Genomic DNA, 23,552 nt, shown 5'->3' with positions numbered 1-23,552 from the left:
TTCGCTATAAGATAATTTATGGATAAATTAAGCGAATCAATGTTCAATGGAGGGAACAAATGAAGAAACATGATATAACAGCAATTCATTCCTACATTATGGATGAAAAATGTAAAAAAATTTCTCCGCAGTTAATGGAAAAATTATATTGCTTCCTCTCACAATATTATCATCTGGCAAACCAAGAAGAATTCATTCGCTTAATTATTCAACCCGATTTAGATGGAGAATTAACCGTTCTTTATGGCAAAAATAAAGAAATAGCAGGTTTCTGCCGTAATTGCAGACAATCTATAGATCTTGGAAAAAAACAGATTACTTGTTACGTTGCTTATATTTACCTACATCCTGATTATCAAATTGATGCATCAACTAAAAGTGCTGGTATCTCTCAAGCAATAAAATATAAGTTAGCTAATCCTCAGGAAGAATTAGTTTATATTGCTTTTGCTAATAATCCATCAGCCTATGAATTTATCTACCAGTTGAGCGACCTTATATACCCTAAACCCTCACAAAGAGTTCCAGAACAAATATTGACCATACTTAACGCTTTTAAAAAACAAAATGGCTGGCTTTCAACCAATAGCCATCCTATGGTTGTCAATTCTCCATTGGTTCCGCTCAGAAGCCAGTTCTCAAAAATCAGTGAAGAAGGTAATGAATTAAAAGAGTTTTATATATCAGCCAATCCAGATTACCTGCAAGGGAATTCTCTATTAGTATATATGCCTTTGCATTTAGCCAATATCAGTTATGGTATAAATCATTCAGGCTCTAGTTCATACCATAACCAGAAGCAGCATCAAGTGTCTGCTCGCAAGAATGGCTCGTCTGATTGGCAGAATTAAAATGAAAAGAATAAATATTGGAGCTTGTTTTTAATGACTTCTCTTTTGAGGCATCAGAAACTTCATCTGAGGGAATATTAACAATTTGTTCTTCAAGCTTTGTAAGCTTGCCCTTTAAATGAGTAACCTCGGAGATCAAATTCGAGGTGGTCATTATCTTTTCTTGTAAATTGTCTAATTTTTTTAGTTCTTTATCTAAATTGGATTTACCACATAATTTCTCTATCTTATCTTCATCTAGCCCGAACCATTCACTAACCAGCTTATTCACCCCAACGCGTTGAACATACCAATATAAACTGAACGCAGCTAAACCAACAACCACACTAAACAATATTACAGGCCAAAAAGCAGGCGTCACTGACGTCATAAACAGAGCGAACAAATATAAAGCCACTGATTGTCCAGCAAAAAAACCTCCTCCAAAAAATAATACCCCTGATATTCCGGAAATCACTGCTTTAGAAATATTCATTTTTCGACTATTTAGCGCTTCATCAAACTGTTTACTAGTCTTGATCAATGACTTCACATGAATTTGAAGCATGCTAACAGTTCGTTTTAATTCATCTAATTCTTCGGTAGACATCAATGCAAAGCTATTACCACTAATTTTTCTCCTAATTGCTTTGATCTCTTCCATTTGCAAGAGGTAAATATCCAATAATTTGGGAGCATCTGTTAACTTTATTCCCACATTTTGGGAAACTTGGACCAAATCAAACCCATAAAATACAACAACTGATAAGATGGAAAATAAAATACCTCCTGCAAGTACAAGCCATGCCGGGAAAGACAAAGCAACCATCATTGTTGAAATACTATCGAATCCTTCACAGGCTGCTACTAATGTCCCAGCCATCGCTAAAAACCAAAATTTTAATTTGTTGTACCAAGGAGTTTCCTGTTCAACTGGCTTAGCTTCCTGACTTATTGTGGTATTTAATGAAGCATTCAAATCACGCAGTAATTCAGCACGCATAGCGGCTAAAATAAATTCTCTTTTCTTTTTTATTTCTTTGGGAACTTTGGGAGGTTTTGAAAATTCTCTTGTTAGTAATTGAATTAAGACTGAAAAATCAATAGGCGAAGTGATATTTTGTACACTAGAAGATTCTGAATTATTTAAATTTAAATAATCATTTAATAATTCTTGGGAGCGCTGACTTAATTCAATTTTTTTCCCCAACCCCACTTTTTTCTCCAATTGAATGAAACGAGGGACAATAAACCCGTATATTTTCGATAAAAGACAACCTAAGAGACCATATTTTATACATTTTTTATTAAATTAACATTAAGAGAAAAATAAAGCACAGCAAAACCGCAGGATATAAGCATTGAAAGGATTTATAAAAAACCTGAGGGCTATAAAATCAATTTAATTGCCTCTGATAAAACAACAGAGGCTAATGACTAGGTATATAGGTTGTAGAATACTCTACACTCTCCAAATCGTTATCCGCCTCCTGAGTAGGAGTTGCAATATAGCGACTTAACCGCGGCGATAATAACCACATAATAATAGCAATCACTAAAGTAACGAGACCAATACAAGCAAATACATCCGAATAAATAAATAGAGAGTCAATTCCTGGTTTGATATTCTCCGGAAGAGCAGTAAAAGAAGCGACTGTTGCACCAATAAAGCCAGCAACAGATGAGGTCAAAAACCACATCCCCATAACAAAACCAGCGTTAGTTGAAGGAACTAGTTCAGCAACCATCGCAACACCAAGTGCTGAGACTAATAATTCGCCAAGACTTTGAAATAAATAGCTGACAATCATCCACCAAGAAGAAACCATGCCATTCCCAACATAAAAATATCGAGCGAAATATAGTACTAAAAAGCTCACAGCGCACATAGTCATACCTAATGCAAATTTGAAAGGTATGGAAAATAGAATATTATGTTGATGCAGCTTTCTATAAAAATAGGCTAAAACTGGGCTCATTAATACTATCCATATGGGGTTTAAGGCCTGGAAGCTTTGGGGATCAATAGTAATACCAAAGAAAGTTGGTACCACATTATTGACGGCAAATAAATTTAGCGAGGTGGGCATCTGCTGATATAAAGTAAAAAATATTACTGCCTCCACCATTAAAATCAAAGCCACTAACATTTTCATGAAAGAAGCTTGATCTTGTTTCCGCATTATATAAACATAAGCGCCAACTACTAAAAGAGTAATGCCCCACAATAAATTCTTGGCAAGCATCACATGCTGTAATAGATAAGCAGAAATTGTTGTAAGAATTAATACCCCTACTATTACCATTCCCCAATGAGCTAAAGTTATTTTACGTAGATCGGCTTCTGTATTGACATGAGCCACGTGCTGACGCTGATACCAGTAATTCACAATACCCAACATCAACCCAATTGCACTTATCATATAAGCATACGAATACCCGTAAGCGCTTGATATTGCTGGCCCTACAAATAATGCGACCATGCTGCCTAAATTAATAGCCATATAATAAAGAGTAAAACCCCCATGTAGCCTTGGGTCATTATCATCATAACACTTGGATAATAAATTGGACGGGTTTGCTTTAAACAAACCATTACCAACACAGATCAATCCCAAAGCCAGAAACACATGCTGCTTATCAGTAATTGCTAAAGAAAAATAACCTGAGGTGAGTACAACAAGTCCAAGCACTATGGTCCTTTTGGTACCAAGAATTTTGTCGCCTAAATATCCTCCAATAACCACCATCCCATAGACTAAAGCAGAATAAGCACCAAAGGTATAGTAAGATTCTATGTCGCTATAACCTAAATAACGAATAAAATAAAGAGTAAGAATTCCTTGAACTGTATAGAAACCAAATCGTTCCCATAGCTCCAACATAAAAATCATGTGAAATGCACGCGGTTGTTCACGAAATAAATTCAACATGACTTTACATTCCTTGTTAGAATAAAATTTTAACTTAAAGGAAATTTATGTTTTTTGCAACGCTGATTTAAATTTAAATTTAGGAATTGCCAGGATGCTCATACTCTGATTCTATCTCACCCTTATCCTCTCCATTTTCTTTTCCTAACGGTGTATTTGAACGCACCTTTGAAGGAGATGAGGAGATGAAATGTAAACTGCTCGCTGGTTGCACTTCTTGGATTTTTTCTATTGCTTCAGCCTTTCCTTTTTCCTTTAATGTACCCATATTGACAGATAAGCCTACCAATACGTCCTTAGTAGACTCATGAACAGAGTGACCTCCCTGCAAATCTAAAGCAGATGCCTTCTCATCAACTTCTGCTTGCAAAACCAAATCGCTTGTAATTTGAGCAGAAATCGCCTTGTTTTTCTCCTGCTTATCGCTTAATGTGGGCTGTTCGATAATTTTCTGTGATTCCGCGTCCTCTTCTGTTGAGGGTTTTAATTTATTATAGATCCACTTACCTAATGCTATAACTAGCGGGCTAGTCACTCTGGCAACCAAATAAGCACCACCAAAAACTGCTATACCAAGTAATAATCCTACTCCAACCTGCGGGAAAAACAATGCCGTAGCCAGGCCAGCGATAGTGAGCGCAGCTAGCGCAACAGCAACAGTCCTGTCAACAATCTTCATTACACCTAGTGCTTTAATTTGTTGATCTAATTGGAGTTCTTTATTTTTTAAATCCTGAATTTGTTTTTTCTGAGCATTATATTGCTCTTGAGTAACTGCTATCTCAGATAAAATCGCTGCAATTTCTTCTTCCTGAGTAGCACTTTCCAAAAGAGATTGCAAATGCTTGGCCTTTTCTTGAATGACAAGCATTTCATCCTCTTCACTTCGTATCCTGGCCCGTACTTCTTTTCTTTCCTTGCCTAATTGATAACGTTCATAAAGAGTCTTTCCCAATAAAAATGTACTCACTGTTAAAGTGATGCCCGCTATAACAAACGCCATATAAGGGGCAGTGACTGGGGCAGCTACGGCAGTTATCGTTAACCCTAACAATACTGCGGCATAAAGCCACCGGGCATTATTATTTAAATTAATAGGTACTTCCTCACCTAATAAATAAGCTGCTAAATAAATAATAGGGATTCTCAGAAAGTCAAAACCAGCCATCGCAACAGCGCCAAAAGCAAAACCATGGTTTAATGACTCTTTACCTGGGATGTTAGGCAGATCAGCAATTCGATCTCCAATTCTGACGACAGTATCACCTGTGTCATCGATAAGCTCCAAGAATTTCGTAAGAAAAGGGATTCGTTTTACAGCTTTTTTTAATAATGAAGCTTTTTCTAAAGGGATTAAAGAATATTCTACAGGCTGCTTCTGCATAGATTGCAAAAGTTGGATATGCTTATCAATCTCAAATTTCTTATTTAATTCAGCTTGCGTATTTTCCATAGCGTACTCATAGAAATAATATTGATACTAATAAATATATCAATTAAAAATTAAGGAATTATGAAGTTAATTTCTTTCTTGCTAATTCGTTTAGAATTCAACTATATTTTAATTATAATAAATAAAATAAGTCATGATGGTTAAAAAAGCTCTATATTTAGCCGGTGGCGGTGCCCGAGGTGCCTATCAAGCAGGGGTGCTTAAAGCAATCGGCCATATTCTACAAACAAAAGCACTACCATTTGATCTAGTAAGTGGTGTCAGTGTAGGAAGCATCAATGCGGCAGTTCTTGCTGAGAATGCTAATGATTTCCCTGCTGCCATAGATAAGCTTGAATCAATTTGGAGTGAAATTCATTGCCAACAAATCTATAAAGCCAGTAATTACGAATTAAGCAAATCCGTGATGCGCAATTTAAGCACATTAATAATAAAACAACGCCAATCAGGTCATTTGCTTGACACAAAACCATTGAAACAATTTTTATCTGAAAGTATTGATTTCACTCGCATCGAACAAAATATAGCGGAAGGCTACTTAGATACTTTTGAAGTTTTAAGTGCTTGTTATGAAACTCATCAAACGATCTCATTTTATGCCCATAACCAACCTGAGTTTGAAGATTGGAATTATCCTCGCCACAGCAGTCAGCGAGCAGTTATCAGTGCTGAGCATATTTTGGCATCGAGCGCATTACCCCTTTTTTTCCCTCCTATTCGCCTCAATGGCTTTCACTATGGAGATGGAAGTATTGGACTAGTTGCCCCCCTTCGAGGTGCTATTCGCTTTCAAGTCGACAGAATCCTTGTGTTAGGCACCAGAGAGCTACCCGAATTTACTGACCCAGAAACCTTGCGCAATGGTGAAATCGCATTCGCTCATATTTTGGGGAACATGATGAATGGTCTTTTTTTGGACAATCTGGACAGAGACATCGAAATGGTCAATCGCATGAATGAAATAGCGACTCTCCTATCCATGTGGAAAAAGCGACGCTCTCCGTGGAGGCCTATTTCTACATTACATCTACGCCCTAGTCGACCAATGGCATCAGTAGCCCAGGATCACTATACCAGCATGCCTGTACTACTGCGATTTTTATTGAATATCATGGGAGCCAGAAGCCATTCTGGTGACTTGCTTAGCTTTTTACTTTTCGAAAAAGAATTCACTCGAGAATTATTGGAATTAGGTTACCAAGACACCATAGCTGCTGCCTCAGAAGTAAGTGCCTTTTTTGAGTAAAAAGAACTACTCAAAATGAGCGCAATTGTCTTATTATTTCATTAGTAGAAGGCATAATCCCATTCCAAATGCAAAATGCCTCTGCAGCTTGTTCTACCAACATACCTAATCCATCAATAGCCTTACACCCTTTGTTAAGAGCGTAGGTAACAAAGGAAGTAACGCCACTTTGGCTGTATGCCAAATCATAGCAGAATGGCTTTGATGACCATATCCCACCAGGAAGTGAAATTATCTGGTTTGATAAACTTGCAGAAGTGGCATTAATAATTAAATCAAATACACCTGATAATTCATCAAAACTCGTGATATTAATTTGGGGAAACTGACATTGTAATTCTTCTGCCTTTTTCAGAGTACGATTTGCAATTGTCAATTTCAATGGTTTGGTTTCCAGCAAAGGGTAAATAATTCCTCTCGCAGCCCCACCAGCACCTAATATTAAAATTTTTTTACCTGTTAATTCGAGAAATCGAGTTAAATCACGTATTAATCCAATCCCATCCGTATTATCAGCATGCAATTGATTATTTTTTATCCAAAGAGTATTTGCTGCTCTAGCTAAAATGCATCTAGTTGTATGGACCTTTGCTAACTCATAGGCTCGTTGTTTATAGGGTAGAGTAACATTAAGCCCTTTACCCTGATTATTGAAAAAATAAGATACCTGCTGTTCAAAAGTAATATCATCCCCTAGAATTTTTTCATAAGTCAAATCGACCTGAGTTTGTTGTGCAAACAATTGATGAATAGCAGGAGACAAACTATGTGCAATTGGATTACCAATAACTGCAAAACGACAAGACACAAAACTCCCCTTTATATGATACTTGTGGCATGTTCATAAACTGTTCTCATACCACAAATAATCCAATTCAATGTAAATACAACAGCACATGCTATTGGGATTAATAATGTCAAATCTAATCCTCTTCAATAACCAAACTCTTATCTACAACTTCACGCAAATCCTTCGACAAATCCAGCTTGGCAAGATGCTCTAACTCACCTTTAATCAATTTTTGTCGTGAAGCATCATAACTTTTCCAACGCGTAAACGGAGTTGCAAGCCGAGCGGTAATCTGAGGATTTATCTTATCTAACTTAATCAGCATCTCGCTTAAAAAGCTATAGCCACTGCCATCCAGCGCATGGAAATTTCTAGGATTAGCCATACAGAAAGTGCCAAGGACTGCACGCACCTTATTGGGATTTTTTATACAAAATGCCGGATGTTTAATTAATTCTTTAACATGCCCTAAAGTACCAGGTAACTCGCAAGTTGCTTGCATAGCAAACCATTTATCCAGGACTAATTCATTATGAGACCATTGTTCATAAAAACTTTCGATGGCTTTAGTCCTAGAGGATTGATTGGAGCAGTTGACCAATAAGCTACAACTGGCAATTTGATCAGTCATAGTTTGTGACTTTGCAAATTGTTGTTGGCATAACTCCAAAGTGTCCGTTTCTCTCGCTTTCATCATTAACCACAAGCAAACATTGCGTAACTTCCTCCGCCCGTAAGCTTGACCATGCATGCGATGATCCTCTGCTTCCCATAATTTATTATAAATATGGAATGCCTTCTCATATAAACCTAATCCCAGATGTTGACGAAAATAATCCCTAATAGCTTCAACTTTGCCAACATCTACCAATTTCATAGAGGCTGCAACTTCTTCAAACCCAGGAGGGGTAAGTAATTCAGCGCGTAAATCCATGTCTAGCGAGTCATCCTGCAAAACATGTTGGAAAGCTGAAATTAATGCATTAGGAATTACCCATTCATTAACAGGCAATTCCAAACAATCATTCAGACAATTGAGAACTAAACGCTGAGCAGCATCCCATTTCGCATACCCGTCTGTCTCATATTGCAATAAAAACAATAAATCATCCTGGCGGAGATCATCATAAATTTTCACTGGGGCAGAAAACTCTCTTAATAAAGACAGAACAGGTTTCTCATTCATACCAGAAAATGTAAAACGCTGTTCTTTCTCCTTTAATTCAAGAAGCTCATGCTCTATAGGAATCATTTGCCCCTTTAAATCAAATAAAGCAATGCGAATGGGAATATGAAATGGTTTTTTCTCATGACATTCCGGTGTAGGGGGGCAACTTTGCTGCATAGTAATCTCCAAGCGTCCCGCGGCAAAATGGCTTCTAACACGCACTTCTGGTGTTCCTGCTTGGCTATACCATAGCTTAAATTGACTTAAATCAACTCCATTCGCGTCTTCCATCGCAGAAACAAAATCATCGATAGTGACTGCTTGACCATCGTGACGTTTAAAATAAAGATCCATTCCTCTTCTAAACCTTTCTTTGCCTAATAATGTATGTTGCATGCGTATCACTTCGGCGCCTTTGTTGTACACCGTTGCAGTATAGAAATTATTAATTTCTTGATAGGAGTCTGGCCTTACTGGATGCGCCATGCTTCCTGCATCTTCAGGAAATTGTGTACTGCGTAATGCCTTGACATCCATAATTCGGTTAACATCTCGAGAATTCATATCTCGGGAAAATTCCTGATCTCGGAATACCGTTAAGCCCTCTTTGAGACTTAATTGAAACCAATCACGACATGTTACCCGATTTCCAGTCCAGTTATGGAAATATTCATGAGCGACAACCCCTTCAATATCAGCAAAATCTTGATCCGTTGCTGTGTCAGGGCGTGCTAATATGTATTTGGAGTTAAAGATATTTAATCCTTTGTTTTCCATTGCACCCATATTGAAATCGCTTACCGCAACGATCATATAAATATCTAAATCGTATTCGCGACCGTAAATTTCTTCATCCCACTTCATGGCTTTTTTCAATGAATTCATAGCGTGGGAACACTTGTCTTCATTCCCTGGTTCAACGTAGATGCGTAAATCAACCGTTCGACCGGAGCAGGTAACAAAACTATCTTTTATACAAACCAAATTACCAGCTACCAAAGCGAATAAATAAGAAGGTTTCTTGAATGGATCTTGCCAAACAACCCAATGCCGACCCTCTGATGTTTCTCCTGAGTCAATGAGGTTTCCATTAGATAATAAAACGGGGTATTGCTTTTTATCCGCAGTAATTCGAGTAGTAAAAGTTGCCAAAGTATCAGGTCTATCAAGATAATAGGTAATGCGTCTAAAACCTTCTGCTTCGCATTGGGTGCAAAACAAATGGTTTGAACGATAAAGCCCAGATAATTGAGTATTTTCTTGTGGTTTAATACGAGTTACTATGTTAAGCACCATCTCATCAGGACATTGTTCAATAATAAGCGCTTCTTTTGTTAAAGAATACTCAGAAGAATCCAATTGCCGTCCATTTAAACTCAAACGAATTAACTCCAATTCTTCACCATATAAATGCAATGCACCATCGTTTTGGCGATTTAATTTAATAGTACTGTTCACCAAAGCATGATCATCATACAAATCAAAATTTAACTCTACAGACTCAACTGTGAACAGAGGGGCTTGGTAATTCTTTAAGTAAATGGTAGTGTCTGGCATGGTGGTTGCATTCCTATTAAAAAAAACAATTAAGTTTCTTGATTTATCACTGGTTTATTAATTAGTTAGTCTACTATACTATGAGTTAAAAGAAGTAATTTTTGCTTTTACCAAAAAAAGTAAAAAATCACATTATATCCTTCTCAGGGTTAAGTAAAAGGGGATGGCGCATGAACACACAAGATTTTTTAGCGGGTTATACCAAACGCTTTGTGGATAACAAAGAAGAAGAGATGAGTTTGGATGAGTATCTGGAGTTGTGCAAAACGGACCCGACAGCTTATGCCAACCCAGCAGAGCGTTTGCTTATGGCGATAGGAGAACCCGAATTAGTTGATACTCGACATGACCCTGTCTTGTCACGCATCTTTTCAAATAAAATAATTCATCGCTATGAGGTATTTCAAGACTTTTATGGGATGGAAGAACCCATAGAGCAAATTGTTGGTTTTTTGAAACACGCAGCCCAAGGCTTAGAAGAAACAAAACAAGTGTTGTATCTTTTGGGACCTGTAGGTGGGGGTAAATCATCCATCGCAGAAAAACTAAAAGACTTAATGGAAAGAATACCTTTTTATGCTATAAAAGGTTCTCCTGTATTTGAATCCCCACTTTCCTTATTCAATCCTCTGGAAGATGGTGAATTATTAAGAGAACGTTTTGGAATCCCAACACGCTACTTACGCTATTTGATGTCACCTTGGGCTGTTAAGCGATTACATGAATATAACGGAGATATTAGTAAGTTTCGAGTAGTCAAAGTCAAACCTTCGCGCCTCAAACAAATAGCAATTGCTAAAACAGAACCCGGTGATGAAAACAATCAGGATATTTCTTCTTTAGTTGGTAAGGTTGATATTCGTAAATTGGAAGAATTTTCTCAAGATGATCCAGACGCTTACAGTTACTCTGGTGGCTTATGCCGAGCTAACCGAGGACTTCTGGAATTTGTTGAAATGTTTAAAGCACCAATAAAAGTGCTTCATCCTTTGCTGACAGCCACTCAAGAAGGAAATTATAATGCCACTGAAGGATTATCAGCTATACCATTTGAAGGCATTATCCTGGCTCATTCTAATGAGTCAGAATGGCAATCTTTTAGAAATAATAAAAACAATGAAGCATTCATAGACCGAATTAATATAGTAAAGGTCCCGTATTGCTTGCGTGTTTCTGAAGAAATAAAAATCTATGAAAAATTAATTCATAATAGTTCGTTAACTAATGCCTCTTGCGCACCAGGCACCTTGGATATGCTGGCTCAGTTCTCTGTCTTAACCCGCTTAAAAGAACCACAAAACTCCAGTATTTACTCCAAGATGCGCGTATACAATGGAGAAAGTTTAAAAGATACCGATCCTAAAGCGAAGTCATATCAAGAATATCGCGACTTTGCAGGTGTTGATGAAGGTATGAGTGGTATCTCCACTCGCTTCGCCTTTAAAATTCTGTCCAAAGTATTCAATTTTGATCATACTGAAGTGGCGGCAAACCCAGTTCACCTAATGTATGTTTTGGAGCGCCAAATTGAACAGGAGCAATTCCCACAAGAGTTGCATGAAACTTATCTGAATTTTATTAAAGAATACTTAGCGACTAAATACGTTGATTTTATTGGTAAAGAAATTCAAACAGCCTACCTAGAATCCTATTCTGAGTATGGTCAAAACATATTTGATCGTTATATCACATATGCTGATTTCTGGATCCAGGATCAAGACTATCGGGACCCAGACACTGGGGAAATATTCGACAGAGCGTTATTAAATCTTGAATTAGAGAAAATTGAAAAGCCAGCAGGCATATCTAATCCCAAAGATTTTCGCAACGAAGTTGTTAATTTCGTATTACGCGCCAGAGCAAACAACAGGGGCAAAAATCCAGTATGGAATAGTTATGAAAAATTAAAATCAGTCATTGAGAAAAAAATGTTTACTAATACTGAAGATTTATTACCAGTTATTTCTTTCAATGCCAAAGCATCAGAAGAAGATAAGAAAAAACACGAGGAGTTTATATCTCGAATGGTAGAAAAAGGCTACACACGAAAACAAGTTCGTTTGCTTTGTGAATGGTATTTAAGAGTAAGAAAATCACAATAACAATGTAAGAAAACTGTAATTATTCATCTCTCCACTAGATATAGTCTATGGAGAGGGTTATACAGAAGCAAAAACCCTCTTCGTAGCTTTTTCTTAAGAAGAAAGAGAGAGGAATAGAGACAGAAAACTACCTTGAAAAAGGTGTGGAGCTAACAATTATGTCGCAATTAATTGATAGACGACAAAATGCTGGAAAAAAAAGCACGGTGAACCGCCAACGCTTTTTGCGCCGTTATAAAAACCAAATTAAGAAAGCGGTTTCTGAAGCCGTGGGTAAACGTAGCATAACAGAAATTGACCAAGGTGAGCAAATCACTATCCCATCTAAAGACATTTCTGAACCTCAATTCCATAGAGGCCATGGTGGTCACATCGAACGAGTACTGCCGGGGAATGACAATTTTATTACTGGAGATAGAATAAAAAGACCCAGCGGTGGCGGCGGTTCAGGTGGAGAAGGAGGTAATGCCAGCGATAGCGGTGAAGGGGAAGACAATTTTGTTTTTGAATTATCGCGCGAAGAGTTTTTGGAGCTCTATTTTGAAGATTTAGAATTGCCCGATTTGGTTAAAAAAGAATTATCCCGGATCAGTACTTATAAAACCGTAAGAGCCGGTGTCACTACTAGCGGAATACCCAATAACATTAATGTCCTTCGCTCCATGAAACAAGCAACAGGACGTCGCGTTGCCCTGGCTTCGCCTTACAAAAAACAGTTAAAGGAAGCAGAAGAAGAACTTGATCGGCTGAAGCAATTAGCTAATCCAGATAAGATGGCCATTTTAAAACTAGAAAGTGACATCGAATTCTTCAAAAGGAAAATACAGATCGTTCCTTTTATAGATACCATTGATCTTCGTTATAATTATCGTATACGTATCCCCTCTCCTTCAACACAAGCTGTGATGTTTTGTGTAATGGACGTGTCAGGCTCAATGGATGAAGCTAAAAAGGACATAGCAAAACGCTTTTTTATTCTGCTCTATATGTTTCTGACTAAAAACTATGACAAGATTGAATTGGTCTTTATTCGCCACCATACATCAGCAAAAGAAGTCAATGAAGAAGAATTTTTTTATTCACGCGAAACAGGTGGAACCGTGGTTTCCAGCGCTCTCGAATTATTAAGTACTATCATTGAAGCACGTTACCCTCCTCAAGCCTGGAATATTTATGTTGCACAAGCGTCAGATGGCGATAACTGGAATGCCGACTCTCCTTATTGCCAGGAATTGCTACAGGAAAAAATTATGCCTTTATTACAGTATTTTGCTTATATTGAAATTATGCCCCGTCATCATCAAAGCTTGTGGGAAGTATATCAACAAGTAAAAGAACGTTACCCTAATTTTGCTATGGAAAATATTGATAATGTCGCTGATATTTATCCCGTATTTCGTGAATTATTTAAAAGGAAAACGGTATGAAGAGAAAGCCTATATCAACTGGTGTAGAATGGACTTTCGAGTTAATACAGGCCTACGATCGCGAAATTGCGCGCATTGCCAAAAGTTTTAACCTGGATACTTACCCAAATCAGATTGAAATTATTACCGCAGAACAAATGATGGATGCTTATTCATCGGTAGGGATGCCAATTGGTTATCATCATTGGTCTTTCGGAAAACGTTTTGTCACTGTTGAAAAAAGTTACAAAAGAGGACAAATGGGTTTAGCCTATGAGCTCGTCATTAACTCTAATCCATGTATTTCTTATTTAATGGAAGAAAATACAATGGCCATGCAAGCCTTGGTCATTGCCCATGCCTGTTATGGTCATAATTCTTTTTTCAAAAACAATTATTTGTTCAAAATGTGGACTTCTGCGGATGCTATTATTGATTATCTGGTATTCGCCAAAAAATACATTAGCGATTGTGAGGAACGTTATGGAATTGAAGCAGTAGAATCAACACTTGATGCCTGTCATGCTCTTATGAATTACGGCGTAGACCGTTACAAACATCCTGCCCCTTTATCCATTCAGGAGGAAAAAATACGACAGCAAAACCGTGAAATATACATGCAATCACAAGTTAACGAGTTATGGCGGACAATACCTTTTAGTAAACAAGTCGATAGGAATGGACAAAAAAAACGCTTCCCGGAAGAACCGCAGGAGAATATTTTATATTTTATTGAAAAAAACGCCCCCTTATTAGAACCTTGGCAAAGAGAAATAGTACGCATAGTAAGGAAGCTGGCTCAATATTTCTATCCTCAGGGACAAACTAAAGTCATGAACGAAGGATGGGCTTGTTTTTGGCACTACACTATCTTACATGCTTTATATGATGAAGGGTTAGTTACTGACGAATTCATGTTGGAAGTATTGCAAAGCCATACGAATGTTATCATGCAACCATCTTACAATAGTCCTTATTATAGCGGGATTAATCCATATACACTGGGTTATCATATGATGCAAGACATCAAGAGAGTTTGTGAAAACCCAACTGAAGAAGATAAAAAATGGTTCCCTTATCTGGTTAACACTGATTGGCTCACCAGTCTTGATACAGCCATGAGAAACTATAAGGATGAAAGTTTCATTGCTCAATATTTATCGCCCAAACTAATACGTGATTTAAAATTATTTCATATTGTGGATGATGATAGGAATCCTGAGTTGTTCGTTAATGCCATCCACGACGAATCAGGCTATCAACAAATCAGGGAAGCATTATCAAGACAATATAACTTAGGCTATCTCGATCCGGATATTCAAATCTATTCTGTTGATTTACAAGGAAATCGTTCTTTAACCCTTAGGTATTCTCAACAAAATAGAGTGCCTCTTGGACACTCCACTAACGAAGTACTAAAACATTTGCATTATTTATGGCAATTCCCAGTTATATTGCAAACAGTAGACGCAGAAAATAAAATCGTTGAGGAATCTCATTGTCCGCCTAATACTGATATTAAAAGTAGCAATAAAGAAATATATTAATTAATTTATACTTGGACACTCTGTATTTTTAGAGATGAAAACAGGAAGTAGCCAATTTATCAGTTAAGAATTAAAAACCTCTCAAAACCTAAAGTTCTTGAGAGGTCTTAAACTAATTACTCAGAAGCTAATTCAATAGCAAAAGCCACAGCCAACTTAGAGAAATTGGTCATATGTTCCAGACTCAATAAATCCATTTTATCAGAAGAAGTATGGATATAGGGGTTGTGATCAGCAAAACTAGTTTCGCATGGAAATGCTGCTGGTATATCTTCTTCATTCCATGAAGCATGGTCACTGCAGCCATAACCGCATCGCGAATAATCAACAGGAACATGAAGGTAATGATCAATGAGTTTGGCCACATAATTACTCAAACTTCTATCCGTGTAATCAGTAAAAACCCACATCGTTGGATCATTGGCATCGTTACGGTAACCTGTCATGTCAAATTGGGCAACCGCTTTAACTGGAATTGATTGATCCTTAAAATAATCAACCACATGTTGAGAACCAACCAACCCTCGCTCTTCAGCCGCATACCAAATGAAATAAATCGGCCGTTTAAAAGTTGCTTTAGAAGATAATAATACGCGAGCAGCTTCCATAATACTTGATGAACCGCTGCCGTCATCACCAGCGCCAGGCATACGGCCATCCAGTGTATCCATATGAGCCCCAATAACAATAGCAGGTGCTTTAATATCTTTACCTATAACAGTAACTAACGAAGGTTGCTTATACCACCCTGTTTTTACAAAAAAAGTTGACGTATCTGTTCGTCCATATTCAACAGCCATTGCTTCAAATTTGGATTTCAACCAATTCGCTGTTTCAACACCCGTATCTTTAGTAGCAGAACGGTTATAATAAGATGTTAAATGGGTTAAAGTTTGCCATATGTTATCTCCCACCACTTCATTTAAAGCCGCATTGACCTCTTCTTCATGTTTAATTTCATAAACATCACTATGGAATTTAAATACGCTGAACGGCTTAATTAACTTTTTTTGTAATAACTTTTGAGCAGATTGCTGTTTCGTTTGCAAATCGCCGGCTAATTTATGACTAACATTCACAAAATGGCCACAGTTTACTTTGTCAGCAAGAATAGTCAGGTTTTCTACTTCTGTTGACAGCAGATCAATAATTTTAAAATCTTTATTCTCTGCCAAAACCTTATATGGGGAATTTATTTTTGCAGCCAGGCATTGCGGAACTTGCAATTGCTCATGAACTGGTGCAGAACCAGCAAAACTGGAATTACCTATGAGTATTAATCCTGATGCGATACAAGTCATCCATTGGTTAAAACGCATTTTTTCTCCTAAAGTTAATTAAATCGGGGTTAATCCTACCTGATGAAATGAATATTGCAAACACACTTTACTGTATAAATAAAACAAAAATAAAAAATATCTTTTTTCAATATCCGCGCTATTGATAATCATTCTCATTTAGTATAAAGTGCTTAATCACACACGGCTGAGCAAATATACTACAATGAACACAAAAAAAATACCAGTCAATCCCAAAAAAATTCCTTATTACATTCTTCTAGTATTACTTACCTTAGGCGCGAGTTTCATACTGGGTTTTTTAAGTTTTGGTGGAATGTATGCACTCTTACCTGCGCTGCCTCTAGCTTTTGCAGCTTTTGGTTTATCCGTAGCTTATGAAGGTGAAATTTATTTACAAAATATAAAAGGTGCCTTTAACAAACTTTTTAAATTGAACTATCTTAAGAATTATCTGGCTAAAGAGTATTTACTCACTCATTTTCCCGATACTCACCAAGAGGACTGCCCACAATTTTTCAAAGATTATAAAAAACAACTCAAGCTATTAGGTGAGTTTGAGCATAAAGAATTAAATAAGGAAAGTAAAAAAAGGAAAAAACAAATCGCAAAAACTCTTTCAGACATGGAAAAGTGGTTCGCCCTGCAATTGTTTTCTGACAAGGGTAGTACAAAAAACTCGAAATATAATAAAGAACTTATGGATTGGCTCGATACTCATGAACGGGATGAATGGGTAAAGCGGTTGGAAAAACGCCGCTTTCAATTTCATATCGTTAAAGCTTTCAGCCTTTTATCCGGCCTTTTTATGGGAATAGGCAGCACCTATCTCGCTGTTGAAGCCTTTTCTATCATTCCATTTTTTGCTGTCATTCCCTTCACCTTTTGGCCAATTTTAATTGTTCCTATGGCTGTAATCGCAGGAGCAGCCTATGCGATGCTGACCTATAATGCGGTCACAGACATGATCAATAATAACACCGTTGTCAAATGGTATAACAAGCTCCGTAATGACTTAAGCCAAGGGTTAACTGTCCGTAATATCTTTATGGCAACCACAGCAATCTTCCTCATTGGATTAGCAATAACTCTTACTGTTTGCACAGCAGGAACATGGTGGACTATCGCCACCAATGCACGCCCATTATTTGATTGGATGAAAAAAATGCCCAGCTTTATTATGGGAGTTATCAATCCAATCATTACTGGGGCTTCAGCTATATTCTTTAATATACAAAATAGCGCAGAATCATTGGAAATGATTGATGAAGCAACTCATAGTAATAAAAATGTATTCCAAAAAATTTATGAAGCAATCAGCAATGGTTATCGACATTTACGTGAAACAGAAAATTGGTTACAGATAATTAATCCTTTCCGTGTTCTTTTAAAACTAACTGTAACGCCGTTACGCATCCTTCTTTTTTTGGGGCATTTAATCAGTGTTGCAGTAACTTCAGATCGTATGCCGGGAGTACCTCAGATCTTTTCTGCCCTAGTTGCAATTGTTAGTGAAGGTTTTGAAGATGCTCACTATTTCCTGGGAAATGATAAGGAAAATGAACATAGTGATGGGCATAAACATCACAATAATTTTGTAACCCTACTTAAGGAACGGTTAGATCCAGAATCAGGCCATGATCATGATATGGATATCCCAACCCGTCTTCTAAAGATTTTAGCCTCACCCCTATATGCTGCCTCAGCAGCTTGGGATTACTTAACCAGTAAGATCAATGCATCTGATAATGCTAGTAAAATAGAAAGATTATCGAATAACGGGGCTAAGCCTCAGGTTTTAACTTTAAGGGAAGCCTGGAATAAGCAATGGGGCATTGCAAAAGAAGTTAATGTTGAAATAAGTCCAAATGCCAAACGTCCTTCAAAAGAATGGCAAGTAGAACATGCTGTTAGCCAAATAGATAAATTTGAAACCAAGCACCTTAAAAAAGTCATAATGGGTCGCAAACTTGCAGAAGCCAAAATAATTAAACTGGAGCAATTAAAAGAAAAAATACGCAATCCTGAAAAGGGTGAAAGTTTAGCTAAAATTCTTGAAGAAGCTAATGAAAAGCCAAATGAAGCCCCAATATACAATCAACATCGGTTGTTTGCTCAAAAAGATGAGAAAACCTGTACCCAAATTTTCATCGAAGAACTGCCAGAGCGAGTCAATGTGTCTTATTCCAGATAAGGATTGCATTATGTCTAATTATTGCAAACTCACAGTGAGACATCCAAAGATATTTGGAAAGCCCCTCATTGACAAAACCAAAGATAAAATATCACTACCTCAACAGGCTCTTCAGTCCCTCTAAATGGGCTTTGGCCAATTTTTTTGATTGCTCTTCACAACGTTCATTAGTTTTACCAAACCACTCCAAGCTATCTTGAGGCAACTCCTCTAAAAATCGGCTGGGGACACAATCCTGTAACTCGCCGGCACGACGTCTTTGCTTGGCTAAGGTGAAACACAAACCTTTTTGAGCACGGGTAATTCCAACATAAGCTAATCTTCTTTCTTCTTCAATTTGATCATCATCGATACTAACTCGATGAGGCAGTAAATCTTCCTCCATCCCAACCAAATAAACAAAAGGAAATTCTAAACCTTTTGAAGCATGCAAGGTCATTAATTGGACAACATCATTTGAAGACTCCTCTGACTGTTCCAATATATCGATTAATATTAATTTGTTGATTACATCTGCTAGAGTTTGTTCAGGATCTTTGCTAAACAATCGATCAACCCATTCCAAAAGTTCCCATACATTGTCCATTCTTTTTTGGGCCTTTGCAGGAGTATCACATTGTTCATAAATATGGGCTTCATATCCACTTTCTTCTATCATTTGTCTTAAGTGTTCCAGAATCGAACCAGAACTAATACGCAATTTAATGTCTTCCATCCATGATTTGAAACCATGCAATGCTGCCCTCGGTTTCTCTGCAATCAACTCCGATAGGGCCAAATGATCTGCCCCATTATACAAACTAATTTCTCGAGATTGCGCATAACGGCCTAAAGCATCCAAACTGCTATCACCGATCCCGCGTTTTGGGGTAGTGACAGCTCGCAAAAAAGCAGCATCATCCGCTTCATTACAAAGCAACTTAAGATAAGCAAAAATATCCCTGACTTCTAGTTTAGAAAACCAGGATTGGCCTCCACTGATATGGTAGGGAATTCCATAATGTCTTAAGACCTTTTCAAATATTCTGGCTTGATGATTTCCTCTATATAAAATAGCGTAATCACCATAATCTGTTCGAGTTCGTAATTTATGACTTATCAGATCAGCAACTACATATTCCGCTTCATCCTGCTCATCTTTACAACTGATAACCCTTAGCATTTCACCATAACCTAAATCACTCCATAATCTCTTTTCAAATAAATGTTGGTTATGTGCGATTAAGTGATTTGCAGCATGTAAAATCCTGCTCGTCGAGCGGTAATTCTGTTCCAATTTAATAATTTTTAGCTGTGGATAATCTTTTTGCAGTTGCGCCAAGTTCTCAGGCTTGGCACCACGCCAAGCATAAATTGACTGATCGTCATCCCCTACTACAGTAAAGTGAGCACGAATACCAACTAATTTTTTTACTAAAAGATACTGACTGGTATTCGAGTCTTGGTATTCATCTACTAATAAATGGCGAATTTTATTCTGCCAATACTCCAACGCTTCAGGATAATCATTCAATAAACCCACCGGTAATCGAATGAGATCATCAAAGTCTACCGCATTATATGCTTTTAATGCTTGTTGGTAACGTGGGTAAATCATAACCGCTTCTTCACAGAAAGATGTCTGGGGACAGTTTTGAAGTATTGATTCAGGGCTTAATAAATCATTTTTCCAACGAGAGATTTGTTGTTGAATTTTTAGGACAAACTCTTTATCACTTGCCTTATTTATAGGCAAAAAACCATGCAAAATCTGTAAACAATCTTCATTATCAAAAATAGAAAATCCTGGTTTCAAATCACAAAAAGCAGCATGACGTTTTATAATGCTTAAACCTAATGTATGAAACGTTGCAACTTTTAATCCTCGTCGATTGGAAGCCGGCAAAAATGCTGCAACTCTAGCCCGCATTTCATTTGCTGCTTTATTTGTAAAAGTAACCGCGCAAATTGCACTAGCAGCATAACCGCAGGTATTAATTAAATAACCAATTTTTTGGTGATAACTCGTGTTTTGCCACTACCAGCCCCTGCAAGCACCAACAATGGCCCATCAATATACTTTACCGCAGCCATTTGTTGGCTATTCAACATACTTTATTCTCGTTCAAAAAAGGGGCATTATCACTTACGCTTTCATTTTTAGGCAAGATTTAATTAATAGAACGCTGTACATCAAATTCCTCTTCATTGTCCAATTCAATAAACTCAGGTTCTTTTTTTATTTCATTAATTTCTTCAATTCCAAATAGTAATTTATCTATTTTTTTAAATAAGGGGTCAAGTAAACCATCATTCTTCATGATATCTCCTTAGAATTTTTAAAAGGGTTTTTAAAGAATAGTTCATAAAAAGGATATAATCTAATATCAGTAACAATATCAGTGAACATTATGATAAAATGGCTAATTTGCCTTATGAGTTTGATATGAAAGAAGCCGATACATTACAGCGTTTTATTTTTGAAAATGCAAATATCCGGGGTGAAATTGTTCATATTGAAAAAACTTTTCAAAGCATTATGAAACAACACGATTACCCTCCCATGGTGAAAAACCTGTTGGGTGAGGCCTTGGTTTCTTGTCTACTACTAACCAGCAGCATCAAATTTAAAGGCAATTTAAGTTTACAATTCCAAGGTGATGAAAGGTTATCATTATTACTTGTTCAATGTGATCATGACTTAAATATAAGAGGTTTTGCAAAATTCAAAGAAGGCCTCGAAATTTCGGATTATGCATCAGCTTTTCTCCAAGGCCGAATGGCAATCACTATTAATCAATATAACCAAACTCAGTCTTACCAGAGTCTAATACCTATTCAATCTACTTCTATGAGCGAAAACCTGATGAGCTATTTTGCACAGTCAGAACAAATTGCTACTCGCGTTTGGTTAGCAGTCAATGAGGAAATGGCTGCTGGTATGCTACTACAACTTATGCCAGGACAAGACACGATTCAAAGAGAGCAGTTTTGGGAATATGCCATTCAATTGGGTCAGACCGTCACTGAAGGTGAGTTACTCACTATCGATAACCAAACGTTACTCTATCGTCTTTATCACGAAACAGAACTAAGAATTTTTGAAAGTCGTCCTACCAATTTTCAATGCCGTTGTAATGAAGATAAAATGAAACAAGTTATTTCTATTTTAGGTGAAGAAGAAGCGAAAGAATTAATTAAAGAAAAAGGTATCATAGAAATTACTTGCGATTTTTGCAATCAAAAGTACATTTTCGACGCCATAGATGTCACTATGCTATTCCATAAGTAAAGCAAAGATATCTTACTACATAGCGTTTAGAAAGAAGGCTATTGCAAGGGTAGGTCTGTATCCGCTATGATTCCACACTCTACTTTACCAAATTGCAGATACTCCCCCCTCATTGCCTGCAATATCTGCTGTAAAGTAATAAATTGCTCACTTAATTGGAAATATAGATCAGCTGTTTGATTTTCTTCTAATTCTCCAACTGTCAAATAAGCCGCTTGTCCCATGTCAGAAAAGTAATTCAAGCTCACATGACGTTTTTTAGCGATGCCAGGGAAAAGTCCACAAAATAATAAGCTCTTATCACCCACATCCCGTAATAGCTCTACTTGTAATTGGCGTGGTTTACGCATAGATTCTAGAAAATCTAGAGCAACAATGGATTCTATAAGTTTTGGACCTTGAGAAAAACGCATCAGCAGGAATACTAAATAACTTTCCGTATTTTCATTTAATACTAACCTTGTGGCAGCTTGTGCTTCATTAACTAAGGCATGCCATTGGCTAATATCGGTGGGATGTAATATTAGTTGTTTCATAAATACCCCCCATATTTACTTCTTACTATTAGTCTAGCAAAACCTATTAGTCTAGCAAAACAAATACGACTTGTTTTTAACTAATAATTTTGATTATTTGATTAATAGAATACAGGTAAATCATTTCGAGCCTATGGCACTAGCTATTACATTAAATATACAGTTTTTTCCACTCTGTCCATGTACCTGAATACCCCATCAGAGATTGGCGAGAAAACTCATAAAAATTAATTAAAAACTGAAGCCTTTGTTCATAATAAGGAGTTAGCTCAGGGGTTTCACGTTGAGTTACGGATAAATTATAAAAAGGGGAAATAGACGCTTGCCTTGCAATAATCTCCTCAAAGCTAACTTTATCCGCATTTTTTAACATATCAAACATGGCAAAAGCAGTCGTGGTACGCCCCTTCCCACCGCGGCAATGAATATGGTACCAAGTCTCTTCAGGATTGCTTTTTATTAGTGCGACCAGTGCATCGACTTCAGAATCTAAAGGAGCACGATGATCAGATATGAAAATACGATAATATTCAAATCCTTTTTTATTAGCATAATATTCTTCATTTTTTATTGAATTTACTACCAAAGATTTGCCCTGAGAGTATTCTTTAGCAGCATATTGAGGAACTGTTAGGACACCACCTACTACCCTCTTGGCTCTTAATGAGGCTAACCAATTTTCTTGATCTAATACGCTCTGAGTATTAGTCTTTCCTAAATTTATCCAGTTATAAGAATTAACCAGGGTGATTGCTCTGCCATTCAGGTAACCATGACTTTCCTGCCGCAAATCTAATGCCACTACCTTTTTGATCCCAGAGCTTCTTTTGTTAGCGATATAGTCTGCAATGAGATCCCAGCCTTTTTCACTTGGTTGCTCACTCCCTGATAAATAAATATCTTTGATGCCTCTCGTATTGCCAGTATAGACATCAGCTATCAATGAGGCGTCTCGCAACCAATTAACAGGTGAAAATCGAGTTTTACTGTCTTGGACAATACATGGATTTTCTGAAGTGGAATCGCAAACAGTAGGGGCGGCTTGTTGAGATGCAAAACTTTGCATAGATAGGAGCATCAAGAATAAAACAAAGGTAATAGCTTGATAGTGCATAATAAATCCCTTTAAAATGAACCACCGCATTCTATGTAAATGATTATCACTCTTCAAGATATTTTTGGTCAACATACCCTAATGAATGCAAAAATTTTCCGCATAAG

At 37.1% G+C, this 23,552-nt stretch carries 16 protein-coding genes and 1 pseudogene; 7 read left to right on the top strand and 10 right to left on the bottom strand.

What is annotated here, in order from left to right:
- Positions 1 to 59 precede the first annotated feature (59 nt).
- Entirely contained in the window at positions 60 to 851 is a 792-nt protein-coding gene (locus OK13_RS00910; protein WP_035886635.1) for a hypothetical protein, read from the top strand.
- On the opposite strand, the gene OK13_RS00905 is transcribed toward OK13_RS00910, so the two are convergent.
- The 3 genes from OK13_RS00905 to OK13_RS00895 all read right to left on the bottom strand — a co-directional run bounded on the left by OK13_RS00905 (position 778) and on the right by OK13_RS00895 (position 5,216).
- Positions 778 to 2,046, bottom strand: a complete 1,269-nt coding sequence (locus OK13_RS00905; RefSeq protein WP_035886630.1) for a hypothetical protein — start codon at positions 2,044 to 2,046, stop codon at positions 778 to 780. The two genes, OK13_RS00910 and OK13_RS00905, sit on opposite strands and share 74 nt — an antisense overlap.
- A 214-nt stretch (positions 2,047 to 2,260) precedes the next feature.
- Positions 2,261 to 3,763 carry an oligopeptide:H+ symporter gene (locus OK13_RS00900; RefSeq protein ID WP_035886623.1) on the bottom strand — a complete coding sequence of 501 codons (1,503 nt, stop codon included), beginning with the start codon at positions 3,761 to 3,763 and terminating at the stop codon, positions 2,261 to 2,263.
- A 79-nt stretch (positions 3,764 to 3,842) separates the two neighbouring features.
- On the bottom strand, positions 3,843 to 5,216 hold the full coding sequence (locus tag OK13_RS00895) for a hypothetical protein (protein ID WP_035886615.1): 1,374 nt from the start codon (positions 5,214 to 5,216) through the stop codon (positions 3,843 to 3,845).
- Between the two features lie 133 nt (positions 5,217 to 5,349).
- On the opposite strand from OK13_RS00895, the gene OK13_RS00890 reads away from it, so the two are divergent.
- Positions 5,350 to 6,462: a patatin-like phospholipase family protein gene (locus OK13_RS00890; protein ID WP_081964836.1), complete on the top strand. Its 1,113-nt coding sequence runs from the start codon at positions 5,350 to 5,352 to the stop codon at positions 6,460 to 6,462.
- Positions 6,463 to 6,472: 10 nt separating this feature from the next.
- Here the strand turns inward: OK13_RS00890 and aroE are convergent, their stop codons facing one another.
- Positions 6,473 to 7,270: a shikimate dehydrogenase gene (gene aroE, locus OK13_RS00885; protein WP_035886602.1), complete on the bottom strand. Its 798-nt coding sequence runs from the start codon at positions 7,268 to 7,270 to the stop codon at positions 6,473 to 6,475.
- A 115-nt stretch (positions 7,271 to 7,385) separates the two neighbouring features.
- Positions 7,386 to 9,977 carry an aminopeptidase N gene (gene pepN, locus OK13_RS00880; RefSeq protein ID WP_035886597.1) on the bottom strand — a complete coding sequence of 864 codons (2,592 nt, stop codon included), beginning with the start codon at positions 9,975 to 9,977 and terminating at the stop codon, positions 7,386 to 7,388.
- Between the two features lie 170 nt (positions 9,978 to 10,147).
- On the opposite strand from pepN, the gene OK13_RS00875 reads away from it, so the two are divergent.
- The 3 genes from OK13_RS00875 (at position 10,148) to OK13_RS00865 (ending at position 15,032) form a co-directional block, all read left to right on the top strand.
- On the top strand, positions 10,148 to 12,079 hold the full coding sequence (locus OK13_RS00875; RefSeq protein WP_035886593.1) for a PrkA family serine protein kinase: 1,932 nt from the start codon (positions 10,148 to 10,150) through the stop codon (positions 12,077 to 12,079).
- A 158-nt stretch (positions 12,080 to 12,237) separates the two neighbouring features.
- Complete coding sequence (locus OK13_RS00870; RefSeq protein WP_035886584.1) at positions 12,238 to 13,506, top strand: YeaH/YhbH family protein; 1,269 nt, start codon at positions 12,238 to 12,240, stop codon at positions 13,504 to 13,506.
- Entirely contained in the window at positions 13,503 to 15,032 is a 1,530-nt protein-coding gene (locus OK13_RS00865) for a SpoVR family protein (protein WP_035886577.1), read from the top strand. Before OK13_RS00870 ends, OK13_RS00865 begins: the two co-directional genes overlap by 4 nt.
- A 116-nt stretch (positions 15,033 to 15,148) precedes the next feature.
- Here the strand turns inward: OK13_RS00865 and lapA are convergent, their stop codons facing one another.
- Positions 15,149 to 16,351: an aminopeptidase LapA gene (gene lapA / locus OK13_RS00860; RefSeq protein ID WP_035886575.1), complete on the bottom strand. Its 1,203-nt coding sequence runs from the start codon at positions 16,349 to 16,351 to the stop codon at positions 15,149 to 15,151.
- A 184-nt stretch (positions 16,352 to 16,535) separates the two neighbouring features.
- Here lapA and iroT point away from each other — a divergent pair, with 184 nt between their 5' ends.
- Complete coding sequence (iroT, locus tag OK13_RS00855; protein ID WP_035886572.1) at positions 16,536 to 18,524, top strand: T4SS effector ferrous iron transporter IroT/MavN; 1,989 nt, start codon at positions 16,536 to 16,538, stop codon at positions 18,522 to 18,524.
- A 94-nt stretch (positions 18,525 to 18,618) separates the two neighbouring features.
- On the opposite strand, the pseudogene OK13_RS15680 reads toward iroT, so the two are convergent.
- Positions 18,619 to 20,615, bottom strand: a pseudogene (locus OK13_RS15680) (UvrD-helicase domain-containing protein).
- Positions 20,616 to 20,674: 59 nt separating this feature from the next.
- Complete coding sequence (locus OK13_RS14725; protein WP_162833789.1) at positions 20,675 to 20,824, bottom strand: hypothetical protein; 150 nt, start codon at positions 20,822 to 20,824, stop codon at positions 20,675 to 20,677.
- Between the two features lie 125 nt (positions 20,825 to 20,949).
- On the opposite strand from OK13_RS14725, the gene hslO reads away from it, so the two are divergent.
- Positions 20,950 to 21,795, top strand: coding sequence for an Hsp33 family molecular chaperone HslO (gene hslO, locus OK13_RS00845; protein ID WP_035886816.1), 846 nt, complete (start codon positions 20,950 to 20,952; stop codon positions 21,793 to 21,795).
- 38 nt (positions 21,796 to 21,833) lie between these two features.
- On the opposite strand, the gene OK13_RS00840 is transcribed toward hslO, so the two are convergent.
- Together OK13_RS00840 and OK13_RS00835 are read right to left on the bottom strand one after the other, a co-directional pair.
- Positions 21,834 to 22,331, bottom strand: coding sequence for a hypothetical protein (locus tag OK13_RS00840; protein WP_035886565.1), 498 nt, complete (start codon positions 22,329 to 22,331; stop codon positions 21,834 to 21,836).
- Between the two features lie 151 nt (positions 22,332 to 22,482).
- The gene (locus tag OK13_RS00835) at positions 22,483 to 23,445 is read right to left on the bottom strand and encodes a phosphatase domain-containing protein (protein ID WP_035886807.1); all 963 of its coding nucleotides are present in this window, start codon (positions 23,443 to 23,445) and stop codon (positions 22,483 to 22,485) included.
- Positions 23,446 to 23,552: the final 107 nt, after the last annotated feature.

The sequence above is a fragment of the Legionella norrlandica genome, assembly GCF_000770585.1.
Classification (GTDB): Bacteria; Pseudomonadota; Gammaproteobacteria; order Legionellales; family Legionellaceae; genus Legionella; species Legionella norrlandica.
The sequence above is the reverse complement of the archived record's forward strand: the minus strand, read 5'-3'. Positions and strand labels throughout refer to the sequence as shown.